Here is a 20,700-nt window from a genome sequence, read left to right as displayed (position 1 = left end):
AGCCGGGATAGGGTTTCCGCAAAGCCCGGCCAGCGGGATGCGCCGACTCAGCGCCTTGCCAGCGGCTGACGGAGAGTCCATGAAGCGGGGTTCAGAAACACCAATCCTTCCTGGGAATTCCGCGCCAATGGCCCGTACATTCAACACATCCGCACCGGATTTCGAAACCCGGTTCAGCCGCTTCCTTGGGGAACAGCGGGCGGACGGTCATGATGTCGGCGGGATCGTGGAAAAGATCCTGGACGAAGTGGAAGTCCGCGGCGGTGAGGCCGTGGCCCGCTATACGGCCCAGTTCGACGAGCTGCAGATCGACCCGACCACGCTCCAGTCCGATAATGTGGACCTTCCGGCGCTGGCTGCCGAATGTCCGGCGGACCTGAAAGCGGCCATCGATTTCGCGCACGACCGTATCGCCGCCTATCACAGCGCCCAGCGCCCCTCAGACCATTCGTTTACGGACGAGGCAGGCGTCGAGCTTGGCTGGCGCTGGACGTCTCTGGAAAGTGTTGGCGTTTACGTTCCCGGCGGGCGGGCGAGCTATCCGTCTTCGGTCCTGATGAACACCGTCCCGGCGAAGATCGCCGGCGTGGACCGGATCGTCATGGTCGCCCCCGCGCCGAAGGGCGAAATGGCGCCGGCCGTCGCCTATGCGGCGCTGCGCGCGGGCGTCGATGAATTCTACCCCATCGGCGGGGCGCAGGCCGTCGGCGCGCTCGCGTTCGGGGCTGGGCGTTTGAAGCCGGTCGACAAGATCGTCGGCCCGGGCAATGCTTTCGTCGCTGAAGCCAAGCGGCAGGTCTTTGGCCGCGTTGGCATCGACACGATTGCCGGGCCCTCGGAAATCCTCGTCATCGCAGACGGCACAGCCAATCCCGACTGGATTGCCGCCGACCTGCTGAGCCAGGCCGAGCACGACCCATCCTCCCAGTCGATCCTGATTGCTGTGGATGAGGCTGTGGGCAGGGCTGTGGATAACGCTGTGGATTCGCAGTTGAAAACGCTGGCGACGGGTGAGCGCGCAGCGCGGTCCTGGTCGTCCCATGGGGCGATCATCTTCGCGCGTGACCTGGATGAAGCTGCCACCATCGCGAACCGCATTGCGGCGGAGCATGTCGAACTCGCTGTCGAAGACCCTGACGCCATGCTGCCAAAGATCCGCCACGCAGGCGCGGTGTTCCTCGGCCACCACACGCCGGAAGCGCTGGGCGACTATGTCACCGGCTCCAATCACGTGCTGCCGACCAGCCGTGCGGCGCGGTTCTCGTCGGGCCTCGGGCTCTATGACTTCCTGAAGCGAATGAGCGTGCAGCGCGCGAGCGCTGAGGGTTTCGCGGCACTTGCCCCGGCGGCGCTGCGTCTCGCTGAAGCCGAGCGCCTGCCGGCGCATGCGCGTTCCGTCTCCATCCGGTCGAATTCAGGGCCAGGCACAGGAACTGGCGATGTCGGATAAGAACCGTCTTATCGCGGTCGAGATCGACGAAGACACGCTGGGCGCCTCGGGGCCCGACGCCGAGCACGAGCGCCGTGTCGCCATTTTCGACCTGATCGAGCAGAACAGCTTCGCCCTGCCGGACCATGGCGAAGGCCCCTTCATTCTGGCTTTGTCCAAGGTGGAGCGGCGCCTCGTCTTCGCGGTGCGCGACGAGCATGGCAAGGACGTGCACACCTTCATCCTGTCACTGAACCCCTTCCGGGGCGTGATCCGCGATTACTTCATGATCTGCGACAGCTATTATGACGCGATCCGAACCCAGTCGCCGCACCAGATCGAGGCGATCGATATGGCCCGGCGCGGCATCCACAATGAAGGCTCTGAGCTGTTGGCAGAGCGCCTTCAGGGCAAGGTGGAGGTCGACTTCCTCACCGCCCGGCGCCTGTTCACCCTGATCTGCGCGCTCCATGCCGGTCAGGCGAGGGCAGCCGGGTGATCGGCCGGATGACTCGAATCCTTGCCGGAATCCCTGCAACGCTGTAAGGCGCACCCTACATTTACGGATGGCGGCGCTTTGGACCGTCCTGTTTTGGAGACTGCATGTCGAAGGAAGAACTGATCGAATTCGAGGGAACGGTAGTGGAATTGCTGCCGAACGCGACCTTCCGCGTGAAACTCGAAAATGACCACGAGATCATCGCCCACACGGCTGGCAAGATGCGCAAGAACCGCATCCGCGTGCTGACTGGCGACAAAGTCATGGTCGAGATGACGCCCTATGACCTGACCAAGGGCCGCATCACCTACCGCTTCAAGTAAGCGTCATGGCGTCCACCGGGGCCGCGCGGCTCATCCTTGCCAGCGCAAGCCCCCGGCGGCAGCAACTGCTCGCCCAGATCGGCATTGTGCCGGACGCCATTTGCCCCACAGACATCGACGAAACCCGCCGCAAGGACGAAAGCCCGCGCGCGCTGGCCGAGCGGCTTGCGCGCGAGAAGGCGCTGGCCTGCCCGGAAGAGGGCTATGTGCTGGCCGCCGACACGGTCGTCGCGCTGGGTAGCCGGAACCTTGAGAAGGCGGCAGATGCGGCCGAGGCCGAAGCCTTCCTGCGGCTGCTCTCCGGCAGGTCGCACCAATGCCTCACCGGCATTGCGGTGCGCGCCCCCGATGGCCGCCTCAGCGCCCGCACTGTGCTTGCCCGCGTGAAGTTCAAACGCCTCACCGACCGCGACATTACCGATTACGTCGCCAGCGGCGACTGGAAGGGCAAGGCCGGCGGCTACGGCATCCAGGGCGCCGCCGGCGCCTTCGTCACCGGCATCAACGGCAGCTACACCGCGATTGTCGGCCTGCCGCTTTATGAGACGAAGGCGCTGCTGGAAGGGATGGGGTGGCGCTCATAAGAAGTCGTCTGGCGATCTTTTAGCTCAGTCGGCAGCGCATAAAGCGCCAGTCCCGATGTAGCGCTTCAGGCACCTCTGCCTCTTCATACGGCGGGATATCTACAAACCCGGCCGCCTCGTAGAGGCGATGAGCGGAAGTCATGAAGGGGCCAGTTTCCAACAAGAGTTCCTGATAGCCAAAGCTCTGCGCGTCGCGCACGAGCCGATCCAGGATCTTCGCGCCTATTCCCCCGCCACGGCTCGCCCGGGAGACATAGATGCGTTTGATCTCGCCAACGCCGTCTCGTATGCGGCGGAGCCCACCCATTCCAAGCGCGGTCTCCCCACTGAAGACGACATAAACGCCGTTTGGCGGCGTTCCCTCACACAGCTTGTTTAACGAGCTGTGGACATAATCGGGAATAGGCATTCCCAAGAGACTTGGCAGCGAGAGCCCGAACCGTTCTTGCACCGAATCACCGGCCCAGCAGAGATACTCAATATTGAAATTAATGAGCAATTCGCGGTGCTGTTCGAGATCGGCTCGCACGAAGTTTAAATCCATCTACAGCCCCATCCTGCAAGCGCAACCTATTGAGTTGGCCCAAGGGTGCCTTGAAGGACGTGAGAAGGCAACGGCACCATTGGGCCCATTCCAACCTGTCAGCATATATGGCTCAAAGGGCAGGATGCATGGTGGGTGCAGAACGTGGAAAACTCTCCTTATATCAACCCCTTCAAGCCAACACCCACAGTACATCCGCGCGCCTGAACCCAACAGGCCCATCCAGCCCCCATCCTTTCGCGCATGGATGAGACAGGCGATTTCTTTTCAGAAGCGATGGAGACGGCGCGGAATGTGCTGGCCGATCTGATCGTACACGCCGGGCTGCAATTGCGGCCTGGCGTCCTGTCGCGCGGCATGGCGCGGCAGTGCCGGGTGCGCCTCTCTTTCCTGATGAATTATATCCGCCAGCTGATCTTCCTGCTGGCGGCTGGCATGATCGATACGCTGCCGCCGGTGAAGCCGCGGGCAGGGGCGTCCCGTGCGGCGCTGCCCGATGGCGTGGAAGACGTGACCGCCAGCTTCCTGGCCGCGTCCGGCCAGCGCCCCTGGCGCTTTGCGCTGGCGCCCGGCCACTATGCCCCAATGCCCGCGATGCTGGACATTCCGGCAAAGCCCAAGCCGGACGAAGTCCCCGCAGGGCGCTTCATCGAAAAAGTGATCGTGCTCGGCGGCATCCTCGCAGACCCGGCACCGCACGCCCGGCGCATGGCGCGGGCGCTGCATCGCTGGCGGGCGGCGGGGGAAATGCACCCGGTCAGCCTTCAGGTCGTGCCCGGCTTCCGCGCCGGCCGGTTGGCTGAAAGCTTCGCACAGGTTCTCAGTGTACGTTTGAATGAAGCGCTGGCTGTCGCATGGAATGACAGCGGCTGAGCGTGTTTCCCGTCAGGTCGATTTACCGGAGCGCGAAGGCGTCTCCGGACAAGTGTGCTGGAAGCATTGTCAGGCCTCTCCCGGACTGCTGCCAAACGCCTTTCGCATATTGATGCCGGTCGGGGAGAAGCCGACGCTCCGGTACAGGTTTTGTGCGACGTCATTGTCTGCCGCCACCCGCAATCGGATTTCGCGATGTCCTGTCATCGCGTACAGGTTTTCCAATGCGACCAGGGCGGCTTTGGCGTATCCCTTACCGCGATGGGCTGGAAGAATGTAGAAGTCGCTGATGAAAACGCACGGGCCGTCTTCATCCGGTTTGCACCAGAGATAGCCGAGGAGCGCGGCGTCACCTTCGTCAACGATACACAGAAGATCCTGGCCCGGCGTGTCGACGCCCTGCGGAAAGCTGCTCTCGACATCCCGTTTGGCGCACGCCAATGCGGTGTCCGTATCCTGATCGTAGTTTGCAGAGATCTCTGCAGCATAGTCAGGAATGAAATAGGCGACATAGTCAGCGAACTCGCTGGCCAGCATGGGGCGGAGGCGTATCATTGCTTCCCTCCGGCCCCCCGTCGTGCGGTTCCTAGGCCCGTTCCATCGTCGCGACAGCTGCCACGCAGAGGCCCACAACCGCGGCGATGCCAAGCCAGAGCGGGTTCGAACTGGCCAGAAGGTCTGCCTGCTGCTGGGCGGAGGCGATTGAGTTGACGACCGTATTGTCCAGTGCGGCCCAGTCTCCCAGAAGGCCCGGCATCTGCAGCGCGGCGACGATTGCGCCCACACCGCCAACAGCCAGCAGGACTGCCCGGCGCATCAGGGCGCGGCGGCGGACCTTGCCCATCACCTCGTCCACGAAGGGCTTCGCTTCAAGCGCGCGGTCTTCCGCCGCAAAAAGGCTGGTGAGGTCCTGGAAGGTTTCTTCTTCGCGCATGTTTCTACTCCATCACGCCACTTCGGGCTTCGCAAGGTGTTTCCGGAGGGCTTCGACACCCCGCAGCACATGGGATTTCACGGTGCCAAGCGGCCAACCGGTGGCTTCGGCCGCTTCGCGGTGGGTGAGGCCGGCGGCGACGCACATGACGACGCAGACACGCTGGGCCTCGCTCAGTTGTTCCAGTGCCCGGCTGAGATCCATCCGGTCGTCCTGGCGGTCAGTCGGGCGGTCGAAGGGGATGATCTCCGCCGTCTCGTCGAACTCGATCTCCGGCCGCGTCTTGCGGCGGACCTGGAGGAATTCCCGCCAGCAGATGGCACAGATCCAGGCGCTGAACGTACCGCCGGCATAGGTGCCGATCTTCTGCCAGGCCGTGAGGAAAGTGGCCTGGGCGATGTCGTCACCGGCGGCAGCCGATCCGGTCAGGCGCCGGGACATGCCGCGCACGCGGGCCTGGTGGCGGCGGACGAGTTCGGCGAAAGCCGCCTCGTTGCCGCGTGCAGCATCGGCTGCCAGGTCCGGATCCGTGCGCATGTCCCGTCCTTCGTCCGTGACCAGGTAGAGGTCAGGCCTTCCGTTCATTGCGACCCGACACCCACAGGCCAAGGTATGCAACACCCAGGAAGACCGGGAAGGCGGCAACGCCCAGCATCGGACGGATCGCTTCACCTTCTTCCATGCCCACCATCGTGCCGAGGAACGCAAAGGCAAGGCCGGCAGCAATGAACAGCACGCCGCGGCGGAGATCGGCCCGCACCGGGTCGTTCGCCAGCGACAGGCGCACCATCATGTCATCGGACAGCACCTGTCCCTTGTCGATGGCGTGGCGCAGCGTCTCATGGATCGTGTTGCGCTTGCGGGAGTTGAAGTAGCTGACCAGCCACACGATCCCGACGATTGATCCGAACAATATGGCCGGGACGAGAATGTCTTCGGTCATTTCAGGCTCCTTCTTGCAAACTCGCGCGGCGGAATTGCCGCTGTTTGACTGTCAGATGCAGTGAAGGCCCCGCTTGGATGCGGCGGATGTGAATTTTTTTTGGAGGGACCTAGTTCAGCCCGCCGACCGGGATGGACAGGTCTGCCACTTCGGTTGCGGCCTCGGCCTCGGTTTTCACCTTGTGAACCGGCAAGGCCTTCTCGCCGCGCGTCGTTTGCGGGGCGAACTGGTTGGTCAGGCGAACCTCGATGTCGGCATCGGCCGGGAGGGGCTGGTCCAGCGGGACGATCAGGCTGCGAATGCCTTTTTCCGGCACGATCACATCGTCCAGCTTGTGCGTGAGAAGGATTTCGCTGCCGCTGCGGACTTCGATCACGCCATCCAGGCGGGCATGGGCGTTGCCGGTATTGGAGAAGTCGAGTGCGATCGCCGGGTCTCCGGCGTCGGTGACCGTCAGGCGGCTGGCTTCGATACGCGGGCGGGAACTTGCCTTGCCGATCGTCAGGCTGACGAGAGACGCGATCTGGCTTTTCTGCCAGCGGCCTTCGGCGTCCTTCATGACGGATGAAGCGAGCAAGGCGACGCGATAATCTCCGGTTCGCGGAGGTTTATCCGGGGCCGAGAGCTGGATGACGACCTGTTTTGACTGACCGGGCGCCAGTAAAATCGTCGGCGCTCCATATCGCGCCCAGCCTGCGGCAGATGTTTCGCTCTCCCCGGCGGGCGTGAAAACCGGCGCGCCGTCTGAATCATAGGCCCAGTCGGCGAGGGCCAGCGAGACGGAAACCGGATGGGCGCGGTCAAGATTTGCGACGGTCACGACCTGACGCATTGGCTGGCCGGCATCTGTTTCCAGTTCGACGCTGGCCGGCTGGAGCCCGATACGGCCCTGCGCTTCTGCCATGAACGCAGCGCTCCCGGCGGCAAGGATGACCGCAAGGAAGGCGCGAAATGGCATTTTGGCAGGCATGGCTCAAATCCCTGAGGGGCCAGCAATTCATGACATGATCGTAAAAGAACCTTACCGTCCGGTTTAGATTTCCCTGCGAGCCAGCGCTTGATGGAAACCGGGCGGAAGGCTAATCGCGGGGCTTCATGGTGAAACTGACTCCCAAGGCAAAGCGCAAAAAGCGCAAGCATGTTGCGGCGGACCTCTCGACCCGGGAAGGCCGGTCGCGGGCGCGGCGCGAAATGGTCTGGCAGGACCATGGTTTCCTGCGCGCGATCTACCAGAACCTCCACCAGATCTCGCCGGACATGTACCGGTCGAACCAGCCTTCGCCTGCCAAGGTCATGAAATATGCGAAAGAATTGGGTCTGAAGACGATCCTGAATCTGCGGGGAGAAAGCACCAAAGGCTATTACCTGTTGGAGAAGGAAGCCTGCGAACAAGCCGGTATTACCCTGATCGATTTTCAGGTTTTTTCCCGCGATACGCCGACCCGAGAGGCGATTTTCGCCGCGCGCGACCTGTTCGAAACGATCGAATACCCGGCCCTGATGCACTGCAAATCCGGCGCAGACCGGGCTGGCCTGATGGCCGTTCTCTACATGCTGCTGAAGGAAAAAGTCCCGTTTCATCAGGCGACTGAGCAGCTTTCCTTGAAGTATCTCCACATCAAGCACGGCAAGACCGGCATGCTGGACGCCTTCTTCCAGGCCTATGCCGACTTCAATGAGGGCCGGCCGGACGGTGAGTGGAAGCCTTTCCTCGACTGGATCGCCGAAGACTATGACCGGCTGAAGGTGAAAGAGGATTTCCTGCGCGATTTCGGCAAGGGTATTCAGGTCGACAAGATCCTGCAGCGCGAATAGCACCCGCGAACGGGGTCGCTTCCCCCGCAGCGGGATTCATGCTTCGTTTTCCGTCGTTGGCGGTGAGGGAGACACCGATGCGCACGATGATGATTGCAGGGCTGGCTTTCGCCGCTGCGTTGACCGGGTGTGGCGGTTCGAAGAACAGTCACGACCAGCTTGTCGACACGTGCATCGCGGAAGGTGAAGTGCCGGAGACCTGCGTTTGCATTGTCGATGCGATGCAGGCCAAGCTCAGCCCGGACCTGTTCAAGCGCGCAGCGGTTGCGATTTCGCGCGAGAAACGGCCGGTCGGCGAATACATTCTCAGTCTGACGGATTCCGAGAAGATGCAGTTTTTCGATGCCGAACAGGAAATGGAAAAGTGTGAGCTTTCGACCGGAGAAGACGGCTGAGCGCGCAGGATAGTGCAATTCTGCACCAGCTGGCGGGGGTCAGGTTCGTTTCTGACGAGTATTTGCGTGACGAACAGGGTTAATCCCCTTAGATTCCGATTTGCTCCAGAAAGGGGAAGACCATGAAGTTCTTTATTATCAACAGCTTCCGCACGATGGTTTATGTGGCCTATATCGCCGTTATCGTGTCAGGGATTGCACTCGGCATTTACAACAAGGGCGAATTCACGGGCGAACTCGTGGGCCTGACGGGTACGCTGGCCATGGTAGCCGATTTCGCCGTGTTCACCGTGGGCGGCTGGATCGCGGCCAGCCTGATCTGCGGCCTGATCGTGACGCTGCTCGACATCCGGGACGATATCAACGACCGGCTGCCGGATGCGCGCCGGGACGACTGATCTGTCTTTGCGGGGGGTTATGGGACCGCCGGCGGAAACGCTGGCGGTCTTTCATTTGGGAAGGAAGGGACAGGCATGAACTCGACACAGGTCGCGTCGCTTTATGTTGGCTTGAACATCGCGCTCCTCGTCGTTCTGGCCGTGCGGGTGATGATGCATCGCCGATCTGCAAAGGTCTCGGTGGGTGATGGCGGGAACGATACGCTGACACTCAGGATCCGAACGCACGGAAATGCCAGCGAGCACGTCCCGGCCTTCATGATCGGCCTTTTCATGACCGCGGTGATGGGCAGCTCGGCGATGCTGGTTCACGTCCTTGGCGCGAGTTTCACCGCCGGACGTCTATTGCATGCCGCCGGGCTCTCAGCTTCGGTGATGGCAGCACGTGCGCTCGGCATGTTGTTGACCTGGGTGCCGATGCTGGTGATCGCCGGACTGCTGGTCTGGCAGGGCCTCTTCTGACACGGCTGTTTCTGACACGGGGGATTGCGCCTGCAGGTGCCGCAGGCCATCTAGCGCGCATGGCTGATTTCAGGATTCCCCCGGCAGATCTCCTTGCCGGACTTATTGAGCAGTGCCGCAAAGCCGGCGCGGACGCAGCAGATGCGCGTATCGGCGAGGCGGACGGTGTTGGCGTCGCGGTGCGGGACGGCAAGCTGGAAAGCATCGAGCGTGAGGAAAGCGTGTCGGTGGCGCTGCGCTGCTTCTACGGCAAGCAACAGGCGCATGTCTCCGGCGCGGATCTCTCGCCCGACGGGCTGAGAATGCTGGCCGAGCGCTGCGTCGCGATGGCGAAGGCCGTGCCGGAAGACAAGTATTGCGGTCTGCCTGACGCATCGATGCTCGCCACCGGCGATCTCGATATGGACCTGACCGGCGAACCGGAGATGCCTGCCGAAGCTCTGGAAGAACGCGCGCTGGCGGCAGAGGCCGCAGCGCTTGCCATTCCGGGGATCAAGACGGTGGCTGGTTGCGGGGCCTCCTGGAACCGGTCGAAGCGTTGGGTCGCCGCCTCCAATGGTTTTGCGGCCTTCAAGCAGGGCTCGTCCACCAGCCTCGGCCTCTCGGCTGTTGCGGAGAAGGACGGGAAGATGGAACGGGACTATGATTCCTGGTCGGTCCGCTTCCTCAGGAATATGCCGTTGCCCGAAGAGATCGGCAAAACCGCAGGCGACCGCACCATCGCCCGTCTCGGCGCCCGCAAGCTCGGCACCCGCAAGGCGGCGGTGATCTACGACCGGCGCGTGTCCGCCAGTCTGATCGGCGCCATGCTGGGCGCGATTTCCGGCCCATCGATCGCACGCGGCGTGTCCTATCTGAAGGACCGGATGGGTGAGCAGGTGTTCGCGAAAGGCGTCTACATCACCGACGATCCGTTCCGGGAATTGGGCATGGGCTCTCGCAGCCATGACGGCGAAGGCCTGCCGGTGCGCGAGACCCACCTGATCGAGGATGGCCGCCTCACTGCCTGGTTGCTGAACACACCGGCGGCGAAACAGCTGGGGCTGGAGCCGAACGGCTTTTCCGCGCTTGGTTTCGGTGACCCGCCGGGCGTCACGACGTCCAATATCTATCTGCGCGCCGGAGAGAAGACGCCGGAAGAATTGATGGCCAGCGTTGGCGAAGGCCTGCTGGTGACCGACATGTTCGGCCCGTCGATCAATCCGAACACAGGTGACTATTCGGTCGGTGTCGCGGGCTTCTGGTTCGAAGGCGGCGAGATTGCCTATCCGGTGTCCGAGGTCACGATTGCGGGCGACCTGCCGTCAATGTTCTCGCGCCTCGTTCCGGCGTCCAACCTCGAATTCCGCGGTACGCGCGACGCACCGAGCATTCTGGTGGAAGGGATGAGTCTTGCGGGCAGCTGAGCGGACGCTCCTCGAAGACATGGACACGATGCGGGCGCTTGCCCGTGAGGCCGGTGAGCTCGCCGTCTCCTATCAGCACCGCGGCCATCAGAACCGCGTCTGGCACAAGACCGGCGGCAGTCCGGTCACCGAAGCCGATATTGAAGTGAACCGGCTCTGCGCCGCGCATCTCCAGCGGGCGCGGCCCGAATATGGCTGGCTGTCCGAAGAGACGACCGACAGCGTGGATGCACGGCAGAAACAACGCTGCTGGGTCGTCGATCCGATTGACGGCACGCGCGCTTACATGAGGGATGACCCGAACTGGTGTGTGGCCCTCGCCGTGATCGAGGAAGGCCGCGCTGTGGCGGGCGTGCTCTACGCGCCGCGACAGGACCGGTTTTACGAAGCCTGGGAGGCGGGCGGCGCCTTCCTGAACGGGCAGGCGATCCGTGTGTCTGCCTGCTCGGAAGAGACCGGCTGCCGCCTGATCACCAATGAAGGCATGATTGACCATCCGAGCTGGCCCGAGCCATGGCCGGATATCACAATTGCCAGCCCGAAACCGAACTCAACCCTGCTGCGGATGGCCCTTGTGGCGACCGGGGAGTGGGACGCGACCCTGACGCTGGCGGGCAAGTCCGATTGGGACCTTGCCGCCGGGACAGTGCTTGTCGAGCAGGCAGGCGGCGTCGTCACCACCCACAAGGGTGAACCCCTTGTGTTCAATCAGGAAGTTCCTGCTCAGCGCAGTGTCATCGCGGCTGGCGCCGGGCTTCACCCTCTGTTAGTGCGCAGGACAGGATTTGTGGGTATACCTGACCCACAGGAAAGGGCGGCCATGGCTGCCACAACCACGGAGCACAAGAACATGGGCGACGCCCCGAAAAGCCAGCAGCAGCTGCTGCACATCGTGTTTGGCGGTGAGCTGAAGGACGTGACCGGAGTTGAGTTCGAAGACCTGTCCAAGCTCGACTTTGTCGGCGCCTTCCCGAACTACAAGGACGCCTACGACGCCTGGAAATCGGCAGCGCAGCGCACAGTGGACCACGCCGAAATGCGCTACTTCATCCTGCACGCGCACAAGCTGCTGGACCCGCTGACGGGGGATCACCATCACGTCTGATACCGAGCAACCGAAGGCGCAGCGGGGGAGCCTGCGGAGATTGTTCGCGGCCTATTTCCGGCCGCACCTCGGCTGGTTCATCGGCGGCACGCTGATGGCGCTGGGCACGTCCGTATGTGCCATGGCCTATACCTTTGTGCTGAAGCTGATGGGCGACCGTCTGGAAGCGAGTTTCGGCGAGAGTGGCAATGCCGATTCCAGCTGGATCCTGCACATCGGCGCGGCAATCGTGGCGCTGGCGGCTGCGCGCTCGCTGACGATGTACCTGATGACGCTGCTGAACAATACCGGCGTCCAGCGCGGCCTGGTCAGCATGCAGACCCACGAGTTCGAAACGCTGATCGACGGTGATTTCGCGCGCCTGTCTTCAGATGCCTCAGGCGGCTTCGTTTCGCGCTTCATCAATGATGTGAACGCCATCCGCGACGCGGCGCTTCGCTTCGCCAACAATTTCACCAAGAGCACGGCGACTACGATCGGCTGTCTTGGCGTGATGGCCTGGATCGACTGGCAGCTGACCCTGTTGATCCTCGTCGCTTATCCGATCGCTTTTGCGCCGGTCATCAGCCTCGGCAACCGGGTGCGTAAACGCTCCCGCCGGGCGCAGAAGCAGGTCGGGGAAATGACCTCGCTGCTTTCCGAAGGCTTCCAGTCCGCCCGGGTGATCAAGGCGTATGGTCTCGAAGCTTATCAGAAGGGCCGTGCCCGCAGCGGTTTCGCCGAGCGTTCGCGCCTGTTCCTGAAAGTGCTGGCCGACCGGGCGGCCGTCGACCCGATCCTCGAAATTGCAGGCGGCGTTGCACTGGCGGGTATCCTTGGCTTTGCCGCATGGCGGATATCGCAGGGCCAGATGTCCCTTGGCGACCTGCTGGCCTTCATCGCAGCGCTTGGCGTTGCTTCGCCGGAGATCCGGGCCCTCGGCACGTTGAACTCCGTCGCGCAGGAAGGTGGCGCGGCAGCCGACCGTGTGTTCGAAATCATCGAAGCGAAACCCGTCATGGCTGATCTGCCGGGCGCAAGGCACTTCGGAAAAGTGTCCGGCGATGTCAGCTTCGAAGATGTCGCCTTTGCCTATCCGGACGGTACGCCAGCCCTGAAGGGGTTGAGTTTCAAGGCTGCCCCGGGGGAGACGGTGGCGATCGTCGGCCCGTCAGGCGCCGGAAAATCCACGATCTTCAACCTGCTCCTGCGCCTTTATGATCCGTCCAGCGGTACGATCCGCGTCGATGGGCAGGACATCCGGGGCATGACCGGCGATAGCCTGCGCAACAATCTGGGGCTCGTCTCTCAGGACTCGGCTCTGTTCGACGACACGATCCAGGCCAATATTGCGCTCGGACGCCTCGGCGCGACCAAGGCCGAAATCGAGGTCGCTGCCCGCGCTGCCTTTGCGCATGAGTTCATCATGGCCCTGCCGCAAGGCTACCAGTCTCCGGCCGGTGAAATGGGCCGGAACCTCTCTGGCGGCCAGCGCCAGCGCATCGCACTCGCCCGCGCCATCCTGCGCGGCGCGCCCGTCTTGCTGCTCGACGAGGCGACCTCAGCGCTCGATGCGGAGAGCGAGTCCCGCGTACAGCAGGCGCTCAGTGATTTTGGCCGTGGCCGTACTGTCCTGATCATCGCCCACCGCCTGTCCACCGTCCGCGCGGCGGATCGCATTCTGGTGGTTGAGGATGGCCGGGTGGTGGAGCAGGGCAGCCACGACGAGTTGCTGGCCGCCGACGGCGCTTACGCGCGCCTTGTGAAACTGCAACTCAGCTGACGTGCCATCCCGCGTAGGGAAGGCCAAGCATATTCATAAGCTATCAGCCCAAACAAAAACCCCGCGAAGTGGCTTCGCGGGGCTTTCTGTTTGGTGTGCCTGAGAGGAGCCTAGTTGGTCAGCGCCTTCTCGATCTCGCGGGCGGCTTTCTCGAACTGGTCGACAGCTGTGTCACCGGCCAGAAGACGGCGGGCCGCTTCGGTAGCGGCATCGGCAGCCGCGCGGCGTACTTCCTCGGTCGCTTCGGCTTCGGCGCGGGCGATACGCGCTTCGGCAAGCGCTTCACGACGGGCGAGGCGCTCGGCGATGTCCTTGCGGGTCTCTTCCATGATGCGCTTGGCGTCGGCCTTGGCCTGCTCGATCATGGCCTCGGCTTCCTTGTCGGCGTCGAGGGCCTTGCGTTCAGCCGCAGCCAGGGCTTCAGCAGCCTGTTCGCGGAGGCTGGCAGCTTCTTCCAGTTCCTTGCGGATGCCTTCCGCGCGGGCATCAAGACCGCCAAGAACGGTTTTGAATGCGCCCATGCGAGCGGCGATGAGAACGAAGCAAGCGAGCGCCAGGAAGGCGGCAAAGGTCACCGGGTCTGTGGCTGCATACTGCAGGCCACCGATGAAGCCGCCACCGCCATGGCCGCCAGCGGCGCCATGCTCGGTTTCAGCAGCGAAGGCTGGCAGGGCAGAGGCGGTGATAGCGGAGAAGAGGACAATGCGTTTCATGGTCTTACTTCTTCTCCATCGCGGCTGTGACGGCAGACTTCAGGTCACCAGCAGAAGCTTTCAGGCCGAACCGGGCCGTCATGGCCTCGGCCGTGTCGATGGCGATCTGCTCGACATTTGCCATCGCGTTCGACCGGAGTGTTGCGATGCGGGCATCGGCAGCTTCCAGTTTCTTGGCGATATCGGCATCGACGCGCGAGGTTTCGGCGGCCATTTCGGCTTCCATCTTCTCGCTCGCCTTTTCCGAAGTTTCGCGGGCCTTGTTGCGGGCCTGTGCGACACGCAGTTCGAGGGCCTGCTGGGCTTCGGTGGCCTGATCGTTCAGGCGGGCAGCCTGATCGAGATCCGAAGCGATCCGGTCAGAACGCTTTTCCAGCGTGTCGGACAGTTTCGGCAGGATCCAGCGCGACATTGCCAGGTACAGCGTCGTGAACAGGATTGCGAGCCAGAACAACTGGCCCGGCATGTGCCAGGTCTCGAACGGCGGGAAAGCCGGTGGCGCGTCGTCCGGCGTGTGCCCGTGGGCGGCGCCTTCAGCAAGCAATGCGATCAGCATCAGGTTACCTCTGTGTCGGGATACGACAGGATCGGGCCGGCCGGCAAGGGTGCCGCCGGCCCGTTCAGACTGGACGTTGGTCTATTAGACCACGAACAGGATCAGGATGGCGACGAGGAACGACAGGATGCCGAGAGCCTCGGAGAGGGCCATACCGATGAAGAGGTTGCCGGTCTGCTGCGGAGCAGCGGACGGGTTGCGCATAGCGGCGTCGAGGAACGAGCCGAAGATGTTGCCCACACCGATTGCAGCACCGATCATGCCGAGCGTTGCGAGGCCAGCGCCGACATATTTGAGGCCGAGAGTGATATCGCCTTCCATTGGGTGTCTCCTTGTTGGAATGCTTAAGGTTTCTACATTTTGCCGCCCGTGAAGCGTGTTCGGTGGGAGGCGTCAAGCGGTTTTGGTGCGGCTTTGACGCCGCACCGGCGAACAGGTTCCTAGTGGGATGGGTGCAGCGCGTCGTTCAGATAGACGCAGGTCAGGATCGCGAAGACGTAAGCCTGAAGACCCGCAACCAGGAATTCGAGCGCGTTGAGTGCAACACCCATCGAGAAAGCGAGAAGCGCCACCGGAACGTAGGCGATGCCTGCACCGATCAGCGTAACAGCGAAGCCGGCGAACAGCTTCAGCATGATGTGACCGGCCAGCATGTTGGCGAACAGACGCAGTGCCAGGGTCAGCGGACGTGCGAAGAACGAGATGACCTCGATCGGCACGAGAAGGAAGTAGATCAGGAACGGTGCGCCCGACGGAGCGAACAGTTTGAAGAATTTCAGGCCGTTCTTGTAGAAGCCGTAGCCGATCACGATCGAGATCACGAGCAGGGCGAGCGCCGCGGTCACGATGATGTGGCTCGTCGTCGTGAAGGCGTACGGCACCATGCCGATCATGTTGGCGAAGAAGATGAAGAAGAAGAGCGTGAAGACGAACGGGAAGAATTTCAGGCCTTCCTCGCCGGCCGCGCCGCGCACCATGTCAGCGACGAAGCCATAGCCGATCTCGGCCATCGACTGCAGGCGGGACGGTACGAGAAGGCCCTTCGATGCGGCCACGCCGAAGAAGGCGATGGTCAGCACAACACCCAGCAGCATGAAGCCGGAGGCATTGGTGAAGGACAGGTCAATGCCACCGATGTTGAGGTCCAGCCATTTGCTGACCTGGAACTGGTGGATCGGATCGATCGCTACGCTCGGCATCAGGAAGGTCATTCGTCCTTGGTCCCGTCTTCATTCGGGGCACTTTGCCCCTGTGTCATTTCCAGCGCCCGAGCATTCAGCTCTTTATAGGCGCGCATTATGGCCCGGATGCCTGCGACGAAACCGAGGGTCCCGCCAATCAGCAATCCCCAAGGTTCCGAGCCTGCGAACTTGTCGATCCAGAAGCCGAAAAAGCCTCCGACAAAGACATTGGCGACGAATTCGGCGCCGTATCGCAGGGCATAGCCCCCTGCAGAGAGACTGGTCCCGTCTGCCTGCTCATCGCGCCGCTTTCTTGCCTCACGTTCATCGCGGGCCGCTTTTGCCTTGGCGATACGTTCGCCGAGGTCATTCGGTCCCTCGCTGGACATGATTTCAGATGCTCCGCAGCCGCGAATCCTTGCCGACGGGGCTTCCCCCCGGATTTCGGCGCAAACTATGTAGGCAGGCTGTCCAAGTCAACCGGAGATGCAGAAAGCTAGCCCCCTGTTTTTCCTTGGGTTATTTTCGTAATGTGTGCGCTACTCCGCCGCAACAAGCTCTTCAGCGGCCTGCAGGTCCACAGAAACCAGCTTTGAAACGCCCTGTTCACGCATCGTGACGCCGAAAAGGCGGTCCATCCGGCTCATCGTGACCGGGTTGTGCGTGATGATCACGAAACGCGTGTCGGTGCGCTGGCGCATTTCATTGAGCATGTTGCAGAAACGGTCGACGTTCGCGTCGTCGAGCGGGGCATCCACCTCGTCCAGCACACAGATTGGGGCTGGGCGCGACAGGAACACGGCGAAGATCAGCGCCGCTGCCGTCAGCGCCTGCTCGCCGCCGGACATCAGGTTCAATGTGCCCAGCTTCTTGCCGGGCGGCTGGGCGAAGATTTCGAGGCCGGCCTGCAGCGGATCGTCGGCATCGACAAGGCGCAGCTCGGCCTGGCCGCCCCGGAACAGCGCTGTGAACAGCGCCTTGAAGTGCTCGTTCACCTGCTCGAACGCCTTCACGAGGCGGTCGCGGCCTTCCTCGTTCAGCGCCTCGACTCCCTGACGCAGCTTGGCGATCGCCTTGGCGAGATCTTCCTTTTCGACGACCTGCGCGCCGAGGCGCTCTTCCATTTCAGCCGCTTCTTCCTCGGCTTCCATGTTTACGCCGCCCAGCTGGTCGCGGGTGCGGCGCAGGTCTTCGACGCGGCGTTCGATGTCGCGGGGCGTGAACTCGCCCATTTCTTCTTCATTGAGACCTGCTTCGGCAATCGCCAGCAGGCCTTCGGGGGTGCGCTGGAAATTGTTGCGGGCGATCTCTACCGATTCTTCGAGCCGGTTTTCGGCGGTTTCGAGTTTCACTTTCCAGCCGGCGAGGGATTCGCGTGCCTCTGAGGCGGCAGCGGAGGCGCGGCGGGCGGCAAACTCGGCCTCGCGGATGGCGGCTTCCTTCTCTGCGAGCCGGTCAGCCGATTTCTGACGTTCGGCTTCCAGCGAGGCGACCTCGGTTGAGAGCGTGTCGATCTCGGCGGCGAGTTGCTCTGGCCGGGTCTTTGCGGCGAGCGCTTCTGCAGCTGCAGCAGACCGGCGCTCCACCAGGCGGCCCACACGCTCGGCGGCAGCCGCGATGCGGCTGGTCCAGGTTTCGACGTCGCGCTCAAGGCCCTGGCGGCGGGCTGCGGCCTGTTCCCGGCCACGCGTGATGTCGGTCAGGCGGCCTCGCGCTTCGATTTCGGCGGACCGGGCCTCGGCAACAGCAGTGCGGGCTTCGGCGAGGCGCGCTTCCAGCTGGCTCTCCAGTTCGCGGCTGTCGGACGGCGCGATCAGCGCAAGGGTTTCATTGACGATGGACAGCTCGGACTCGGCGCGCTGCAGGGCTTCGCCAGCCGTATCGCGCTTCATCGCCGCCCGTTCGGAGGCCTGCGCGGCATCGGTCACCGTGCTGCGCGCCATGTTCAGCGCACGCTGGGCGGGGGCCACTTCATAGCGGCAATTGCGCAGCGCTTCCTCTGCAGCCACCCGGGCATCGCGCGCCGCGGCGAACGCAGCGTCCCGCGCTTCGAGCGTTTCCTGGAGGGGGCTGAGTTCGGCAAGCGCCGCTTCGAGGCGGGCCTGCTGTTCAAGGCGGGCGGCGGCGCTGACCGGTGCGTCCGGTGTACGGGCGAACCCGTCCCAACGCCAGAGATGGCCTTCCTTCGAAACCAGACGCTGGCCGGGCTTCAGCTGCCCTGCGAGACGCGCGCCGTCTGTCGCATCGACCAGTCCGCACTGTGACAAGCGGGCGGCAAGTTCACCCGGCGCGTCCGTGTACTGAGAGAGCGGTGTCGCGCCGTTCGGCAACATTTGCGCGACAGCGTCAGCGCCGCCCCAGTACATGGCGGCGGCCTTGTCGGTGGGCGCTTCGATGTCATCGCCGAGCGCCGCTGCGACGGCCTTCTCATAGCCATCGCGCGTGCGGATGCGTTCCACAACCGGTGGAGCGCTCGGGCCCTCGGCTTTCCGCAGCAGCTTGCGCAGTCCTCCGATCTCGGCTTCCAGTTCGCGGACAGCGCTGGCGGCTTCGTCGCGCGGCGGCTGGGCGGCGATCTCGGCTTCGCGGGCAGCATTGAGGCGTTGTTCGGCATCTTCCACGGAGCGTTCGGCGGCTTGTAAGGCGGCGTCTGCCTCTTCCTCGGCCGCTTTTGCAGCCTTCAGCTTGCTCACCAGCGAGACGGCATCTTCCAGTGAAGCCATGTCGGAACGAAGACGCTCGACTTCCGAAGTCAGATGAATTTTCCGCCGGTTCTGGGCGGCGGCCTGGTCTTCCGTGGCCTGACGGCGTGCGCGGGCTTCGGACAGGCGGGTCTGCGCATCGTCGGCAGCCTGTTCAGCCTTGACCAGATCGGCGCGGGCGGTTTCCAGCGCAACACGGGTCTGCGTTTCGGTCTCGGCATTCGCAGCTTCGTCTTCCACCGGCAGGGCGGAGAGTTCGAATTTTGCGTGGGCGAGCGCGTCTTCTGCTTCGGTCTTGGCCGCCTGCTCGCGCTCGATGTCTTCCATCAGACGGGTTGCTTCGGCTTCCAGCCGCGCATGGGCGTCTGAGGCGACCTTGCGTTCGGTTTCCAGTTTTGCCAGTGCGATGCGCGCCTGGCCGAGTTTCGCGGCAACAATGCTCTCGGCTTCGCGCAGCGGTGCAAGGCCTTCGCCGGCTTCGATGCGGGCTGCTTCGCAAGCGGCGTCCTGCCGGGAAGCTTCCTCAACCTGACGCTTCGTTTCTTCCAGCTTGTCGCGCGCTGTCTCGCAGGCGAGCTTCGACTCGTGCCAGCGCAGATGCGCGATCAGTGCGTCGAGGGCGTAGATTTCTTCGGACAGCTTCTTGTAGCGGCGCGCCTTTGCGGCCTGACGCTTCAGGCTGGCCAGCTGACGCTCCACTTCGGCAGAGACCTCGGACAGACGTTCGAGGTTTGCTTCTGCCGCGTTCAGCTTCAGCTCCGCCTCGTGGCGGCGTGTGTTGAGGCCCGCAATCCCGGCGGCTTCTTCGAGGATGCGGCGGCGATTCTGCGGCTTCGAACCGATCAGTTCGGAGATCTGACCCTGCCGCACCAGCGCCGGAGAGTTCGCCCCGGTCGAGGCATCTGCGAAGAGGAGCGTGATGTCCTTCCCGCGGACGGTCCGGCCGTTCAGCTTGTAGGACGTGCCGGCGCCGCGGCGGATGCGGCGGACGATCTCCAGCGTGTCGGAGCCGTTGAACTCCGGCGGGGCCGTGCGCTTCGAATTGTCGAGGATCAGCGTGACCTCGGCCGTCTCGCGTGCAGGCCGGGTACCGGAGCCGGAGAAAATCAGATCGTCCATCTCCCCGCCACGCATGGCGCGGGCCGAACTGGCGCCCATGGCCCAGCGCAGCGCTTCGAGAAGGTTGGACTTGCCGCAGCCATTCGGCCCGACGATCCCGGTCAGGCCCGGTTCGACGGGAAAATCCTGCGGGTCGACGAACGACTTGAAGCCGGCAATGCGGAGTTCAGTGATCTGCATTCCGGCTCCCTTGTCTTATGGTTGGTCGGTCGATTCCGAAACGCCAGCATCGTCACCGGTTTGGGTCGGCTGCGGTGCGGCGTCTTCGGCCGGAGCGGTGGCTTCTGTTTCGGCGGCTGGCGCTTCATCGCCCAGCATCTTGTCGAGGAATTTCGAGAAGTTCTCGACCGAGCCGGTCTCACCGCCAAACAGGTGCTTCTCGCCATTGATAATGAAGGTCGGGGTCGAGTCGACGCCCCATTTCTCTGTCGCGACCTGGTATTTGTCGGCGAGTACGGTGCGATAGTCGCGGTTCGCCATGCAGGCGTCGAACTGTTCGGTGGTCTCGATGCCGTGGCGCTTGCCGATGGTCTGCAGAGTGGCCTTCAGCGTGCCATTCTGGGCAGCGGTGACGATACCGGCCTGGTTCGCGAAGAGATCGTCCATGATGTCGTAGAACTGGCCGTCCCCGGCGCACATGGCGAGGACATAGGCGGGCACGTCCGGTTCGTGGATCGGATATTCACGGAAGACGAACTTTACCTTGCCGGTGACGACATACTTCTCGGTCAGTTCCGGAAGGATCGAGTCGTGGAAATACTTACAGGCCGGGCAGGTCGGCGAAGCATATTCGATGATCGTAATCGGGGCGCTCTCGGAGCCCTTTACATGATCGCCCTTCGTGATGGCGGGCATGCCCGCTGTGGAGCCGCCGTCGCCGCCGCCACAAGCGGCAAGCATCAGGGCCGAAACTGCGGCCAGGGCGGAGCGTCTCGAGATAAGATTCATGATCATGGC

Annotated in this window: 25 protein-coding genes; 12 read left to right on the top strand and 13 right to left on the bottom strand. The window is 63.2% G+C overall.

Features of this window, described 5'->3' with window-relative positions; translation table 11 throughout:
- The first annotated feature begins 127 nt into the window (after positions 1–127).
- The 4 genes from hisD to R3C98_RS11480 all read left to right on the top strand — a co-directional run bounded on the left by hisD (position 128) and on the right by R3C98_RS11480 (position 2,835).
- The gene (gene hisD / locus R3C98_RS11495) at positions 128–1,450 is read left to right on the top strand and encodes a histidinol dehydrogenase (protein WP_371314220.1); all 1,323 of its coding nucleotides are present in this window, start codon (positions 128–130) and stop codon (positions 1,448–1,450) included.
- Entirely contained in the window at positions 1,440–1,928 is a 489-nt protein-coding gene (locus R3C98_RS11490) for a UPF0262 family protein (protein WP_371314219.1), read from the top strand. Before hisD ends, R3C98_RS11490 begins: the two co-directional genes overlap by 11 nt.
- Before the next feature lie 104 nt (positions 1,929–2,032).
- Positions 2,033–2,251, top strand: a complete 219-nt coding sequence (gene infA, locus R3C98_RS11485) for a translation initiation factor IF-1 (RefSeq protein WP_011646371.1) — start codon at positions 2,033–2,035, stop codon at positions 2,249–2,251.
- 5 nt (positions 2,252–2,256) lie between these two features.
- Positions 2,257–2,835, top strand: coding sequence for a nucleoside triphosphate pyrophosphatase (locus R3C98_RS11480; RefSeq protein WP_371314218.1), 579 nt, complete (start codon positions 2,257–2,259; stop codon positions 2,833–2,835).
- Positions 2,836–2,854: 19 nt separating this feature from the next.
- Here R3C98_RS11480 and R3C98_RS11475 read toward each other — a convergent pair whose 3' ends face one another.
- A complete protein-coding gene (locus tag R3C98_RS11475) occupies positions 2,855–3,379 on the bottom strand; it encodes a GNAT family N-acetyltransferase (RefSeq protein ID WP_371314217.1) in 525 nt (174 codons plus the stop codon).
- 243 nt (positions 3,380–3,622) lie between these two features.
- On the opposite strand from R3C98_RS11475, the gene R3C98_RS11470 reads away from it, so the two are divergent.
- On the top strand, positions 3,623–4,252 hold the full coding sequence (locus R3C98_RS11470) for a hypothetical protein (protein WP_371314216.1): 630 nt from the start codon (positions 3,623–3,625) through the stop codon (positions 4,250–4,252).
- A gap of 69 nt (positions 4,253–4,321) precedes the next feature.
- On the opposite strand, the gene R3C98_RS11465 is transcribed toward R3C98_RS11470, so the two are convergent.
- The 5 genes from R3C98_RS11465 to R3C98_RS11445 form a co-directional block, all read right to left on the bottom strand.
- Positions 4,322–4,807 carry a GNAT family N-acetyltransferase gene (locus tag R3C98_RS11465; protein WP_371314215.1) on the bottom strand — a complete coding sequence of 162 codons (486 nt, stop codon included), beginning with the start codon at positions 4,805–4,807 and terminating at the stop codon, positions 4,322–4,324.
- 31 nt (positions 4,808–4,838) lie between these two features.
- On the bottom strand, positions 4,839–5,186 hold the full coding sequence (locus tag R3C98_RS11460; RefSeq protein ID WP_371314214.1) for a hypothetical protein: 348 nt from the start codon (positions 5,184–5,186) through the stop codon (positions 4,839–4,841).
- Between the two features lie 12 nt (positions 5,187–5,198).
- Complete coding sequence (locus R3C98_RS11455) at positions 5,199–5,771, bottom strand: RNA polymerase sigma factor (RefSeq protein WP_371314213.1); 573 nt, start codon at positions 5,769–5,771, stop codon at positions 5,199–5,201.
- A complete protein-coding gene (locus R3C98_RS11450) occupies positions 5,755–6,129 on the bottom strand; it encodes a DUF6249 domain-containing protein (RefSeq protein ID WP_371314212.1) in 375 nt (124 codons plus the stop codon). The genes R3C98_RS11455 and R3C98_RS11450 overlap by 17 nt, the downstream gene beginning before the upstream one ends.
- A 109-nt stretch (positions 6,130–6,238) precedes the next feature.
- Entirely contained in the window at positions 6,239–7,099 is an 861-nt protein-coding gene (locus R3C98_RS11445; protein ID WP_371314211.1) for a hypothetical protein, read from the bottom strand.
- Between the two features lie 125 nt (positions 7,100–7,224).
- Between R3C98_RS11445 and R3C98_RS11440 the strand changes: the two genes are divergently transcribed.
- The 7 genes from R3C98_RS11440 (at position 7,225) to R3C98_RS11410 (ending at position 13,472) form a co-directional block, all read left to right on the top strand.
- Positions 7,225–7,944, top strand: coding sequence for a tyrosine-protein phosphatase (locus tag R3C98_RS11440; RefSeq protein ID WP_371314210.1), 720 nt, complete (start codon positions 7,225–7,227; stop codon positions 7,942–7,944).
- Between the two features lie 77 nt (positions 7,945–8,021).
- Positions 8,022–8,339: a hypothetical protein gene (locus R3C98_RS11435; protein ID WP_371314209.1), complete on the top strand. Its 318-nt coding sequence runs from the start codon at positions 8,022–8,024 to the stop codon at positions 8,337–8,339.
- Positions 8,340–8,461: 122 nt separating this feature from the next.
- Positions 8,462–8,737, top strand: coding sequence for a hypothetical protein (locus R3C98_RS11430; protein WP_371314208.1), 276 nt, complete (start codon positions 8,462–8,464; stop codon positions 8,735–8,737).
- A gap of 75 nt (positions 8,738–8,812) precedes the next feature.
- Complete coding sequence (locus R3C98_RS11425; protein ID WP_371314207.1) at positions 8,813–9,199, top strand: MAPEG family protein; 387 nt, start codon at positions 8,813–8,815, stop codon at positions 9,197–9,199.
- 59 nt (positions 9,200–9,258) lie between these two features.
- A complete protein-coding gene (locus tag R3C98_RS11420) occupies positions 9,259–10,605 on the top strand; it encodes a TldD/PmbA family protein (protein ID WP_371314206.1) in 1,347 nt (448 codons plus the stop codon).
- Positions 10,592–11,710, top strand: a complete 1,119-nt coding sequence (locus R3C98_RS11415) for an inositol monophosphatase family protein (RefSeq protein ID WP_371314205.1) — start codon at positions 10,592–10,594, stop codon at positions 11,708–11,710. The genes R3C98_RS11420 and R3C98_RS11415 overlap by 14 nt, the downstream gene beginning before the upstream one ends.
- Before the next feature lie 40 nt (positions 11,711–11,750).
- A complete protein-coding gene (locus tag R3C98_RS11410; protein ID WP_371314204.1) occupies positions 11,751–13,472 on the top strand; it encodes an ABC transporter ATP-binding protein in 1,722 nt (573 codons plus the stop codon).
- A 110-nt stretch (positions 13,473–13,582) separates the two neighbouring features.
- Here R3C98_RS11410 and R3C98_RS11405 read toward each other — a convergent pair whose 3' ends face one another.
- The 7 genes from R3C98_RS11405 to R3C98_RS11375 all read right to left on the bottom strand — a co-directional run bounded on the left by R3C98_RS11405 (position 13,583) and on the right by R3C98_RS11375 (position 20,697).
- On the bottom strand, positions 13,583–14,185 hold the full coding sequence (locus R3C98_RS11405; RefSeq protein WP_371314203.1) for a F0F1 ATP synthase subunit B: 603 nt from the start codon (positions 14,183–14,185) through the stop codon (positions 13,583–13,585).
- 4 nt (positions 14,186–14,189) lie between these two features.
- Positions 14,190–14,741 (bottom strand): hypothetical protein, encoded by a 552-nt coding sequence (locus R3C98_RS11400; RefSeq protein WP_371314202.1) that lies wholly within the window; start codon positions 14,739–14,741, stop codon positions 14,190–14,192.
- An 84-nt stretch (positions 14,742–14,825) separates the two neighbouring features.
- Positions 14,826–15,062 carry a F0F1 ATP synthase subunit C gene (locus tag R3C98_RS11395; RefSeq protein WP_034737903.1) on the bottom strand — a complete coding sequence of 79 codons (237 nt, stop codon included), beginning with the start codon at positions 15,060–15,062 and terminating at the stop codon, positions 14,826–14,828.
- A gap of 119 nt (positions 15,063–15,181) precedes the next feature.
- Positions 15,182–15,940: a F0F1 ATP synthase subunit A gene (locus tag R3C98_RS11390; protein WP_371314486.1), complete on the bottom strand. Its 759-nt coding sequence runs from the start codon at positions 15,938–15,940 to the stop codon at positions 15,182–15,184.
- Positions 15,941–15,948: 8 nt separating this feature from the next.
- Entirely contained in the window at positions 15,949–16,311 is a 363-nt protein-coding gene (locus R3C98_RS11385; protein ID WP_371314201.1) for an AtpZ/AtpI family protein, read from the bottom strand.
- Between the two features lie 150 nt (positions 16,312–16,461).
- Positions 16,462–19,923, bottom strand: a complete 3,462-nt coding sequence (smc, locus tag R3C98_RS11380; RefSeq protein ID WP_371314200.1) for a chromosome segregation protein SMC — start codon at positions 19,921–19,923, stop codon at positions 16,462–16,464.
- A 15-nt stretch (positions 19,924–19,938) separates the two neighbouring features.
- The gene (locus tag R3C98_RS11375; protein WP_371314199.1) at positions 19,939–20,697 is read right to left on the bottom strand and encodes a DsbA family protein; all 759 of its coding nucleotides are present in this window, start codon (positions 20,695–20,697) and stop codon (positions 19,939–19,941) included.
- Positions 20,698–20,700: the final 3 nt, after the last annotated feature.

Origin of the sequence: Hyphomonas sp. (assembly GCF_041398465.1) — a bacterium.
In the GTDB taxonomy this organism is placed as follows: Bacteria; Pseudomonadota; Alphaproteobacteria; order Caulobacterales; family Hyphomonadaceae; genus Hyphomonas.
This window is presented reverse-complemented; position numbering and strand designations above follow the sequence as displayed.

Excerpts from the sequence above, each read along its gene's own strand:
- R3C98_RS11425 (WP_371314207.1), top strand. The coding sequence starts at position 8,813 with ATGAACTCGACACAGGTCGCGTCGCTTTATGTTGGCTTGAACATCGCG.
- R3C98_RS11470 (WP_371314216.1), top strand. The coding sequence starts at position 3,623 with ATGGATGAGACAGGCGATTTCTTTTCAGAAGCGATGGAGACGGCGCGG.
- R3C98_RS11475 (WP_371314217.1), bottom strand. The coding sequence starts at position 3,379 with ATGGATTTAAACTTCGTGCGAGCCGATCTCGAACAGCACCGCGAATTG.
- R3C98_RS11400 (WP_371314202.1), bottom strand. The coding sequence starts at position 14,741 with ATGCTGATCGCATTGCTTGCTGAAGGCGCCGCCCACGGGCACACGCCG.
- R3C98_RS11390 (WP_371314486.1), bottom strand. The coding sequence starts at position 15,940 with ATGCCGAGCGTAGCGATCGATCCGATCCACCAGTTCCAGGTCAGCAAA.
- R3C98_RS11405 (WP_371314203.1), bottom strand. The coding sequence starts at position 14,185 with ATGAAACGCATTGTCCTCTTCTCCGCTATCACCGCCTCTGCCCTGCCA.
- R3C98_RS11480 (WP_371314218.1), top strand. The coding sequence starts at position 2,257 with ATGGCGTCCACCGGGGCCGCGCGGCTCATCCTTGCCAGCGCAAGCCCC.
- R3C98_RS11450 (WP_371314212.1), bottom strand. The coding sequence starts at position 6,129 with ATGACCGAAGACATTCTCGTCCCGGCCATATTGTTCGGATCAATCGTC.
- R3C98_RS11445 (WP_371314211.1), bottom strand. The coding sequence starts at position 7,099 with ATGCCTGCCAAAATGCCATTTCGCGCCTTCCTTGCGGTCATCCTTGCC.
- R3C98_RS11460 (WP_371314214.1), bottom strand. The coding sequence starts at position 5,186 with ATGCGCGAAGAAGAAACCTTCCAGGACCTCACCAGCCTTTTTGCGGCG.
- R3C98_RS11420 (WP_371314206.1), top strand. The coding sequence starts at position 9,259 with ATGGCTGATTTCAGGATTCCCCCGGCAGATCTCCTTGCCGGACTTATT.
- smc (WP_371314200.1), bottom strand. The coding sequence starts at position 19,923 with ATGCAGATCACTGAACTCCGCATTGCCGGCTTCAAGTCGTTCGTCGAC.
- R3C98_RS11455 (WP_371314213.1), bottom strand. The coding sequence starts at position 5,771 with ATGAACGGAAGGCCTGACCTCTACCTGGTCACGGACGAAGGACGGGAC.
- R3C98_RS11465 (WP_371314215.1), bottom strand. The coding sequence starts at position 4,807 with ATGATACGCCTCCGCCCCATGCTGGCCAGCGAGTTCGCTGACTATGTC.
- R3C98_RS11435 (WP_371314209.1), top strand. The coding sequence starts at position 8,022 with ATGCGCACGATGATGATTGCAGGGCTGGCTTTCGCCGCTGCGTTGACC.
- hisD (WP_371314220.1), top strand. The coding sequence starts at position 128 with ATGGCCCGTACATTCAACACATCCGCACCGGATTTCGAAACCCGGTTC.
- R3C98_RS11395 (WP_034737903.1), bottom strand. The coding sequence starts at position 15,062 with ATGGAAGGCGATATCACTCTCGGCCTCAAATATGTCGGCGCTGGCCTC.
- R3C98_RS11385 (WP_371314201.1), bottom strand. The coding sequence starts at position 16,311 with ATGTCCAGCGAGGGACCGAATGACCTCGGCGAACGTATCGCCAAGGCA.
- R3C98_RS11430 (WP_371314208.1), top strand. The coding sequence starts at position 8,462 with ATGAAGTTCTTTATTATCAACAGCTTCCGCACGATGGTTTATGTGGCC.
- R3C98_RS11440 (WP_371314210.1), top strand. The coding sequence starts at position 7,225 with ATGGTGAAACTGACTCCCAAGGCAAAGCGCAAAAAGCGCAAGCATGTT.
- infA (WP_011646371.1), top strand. The coding sequence starts at position 2,033 with ATGTCGAAGGAAGAACTGATCGAATTCGAGGGAACGGTAGTGGAATTG.
- R3C98_RS11490 (WP_371314219.1), top strand. The coding sequence starts at position 1,440 with ATGTCGGATAAGAACCGTCTTATCGCGGTCGAGATCGACGAAGACACG.
- R3C98_RS11375 (WP_371314199.1), bottom strand. The coding sequence starts at position 20,697 with ATGATCATGAATCTTATCTCGAGACGCTCCGCCCTGGCCGCAGTTTCG.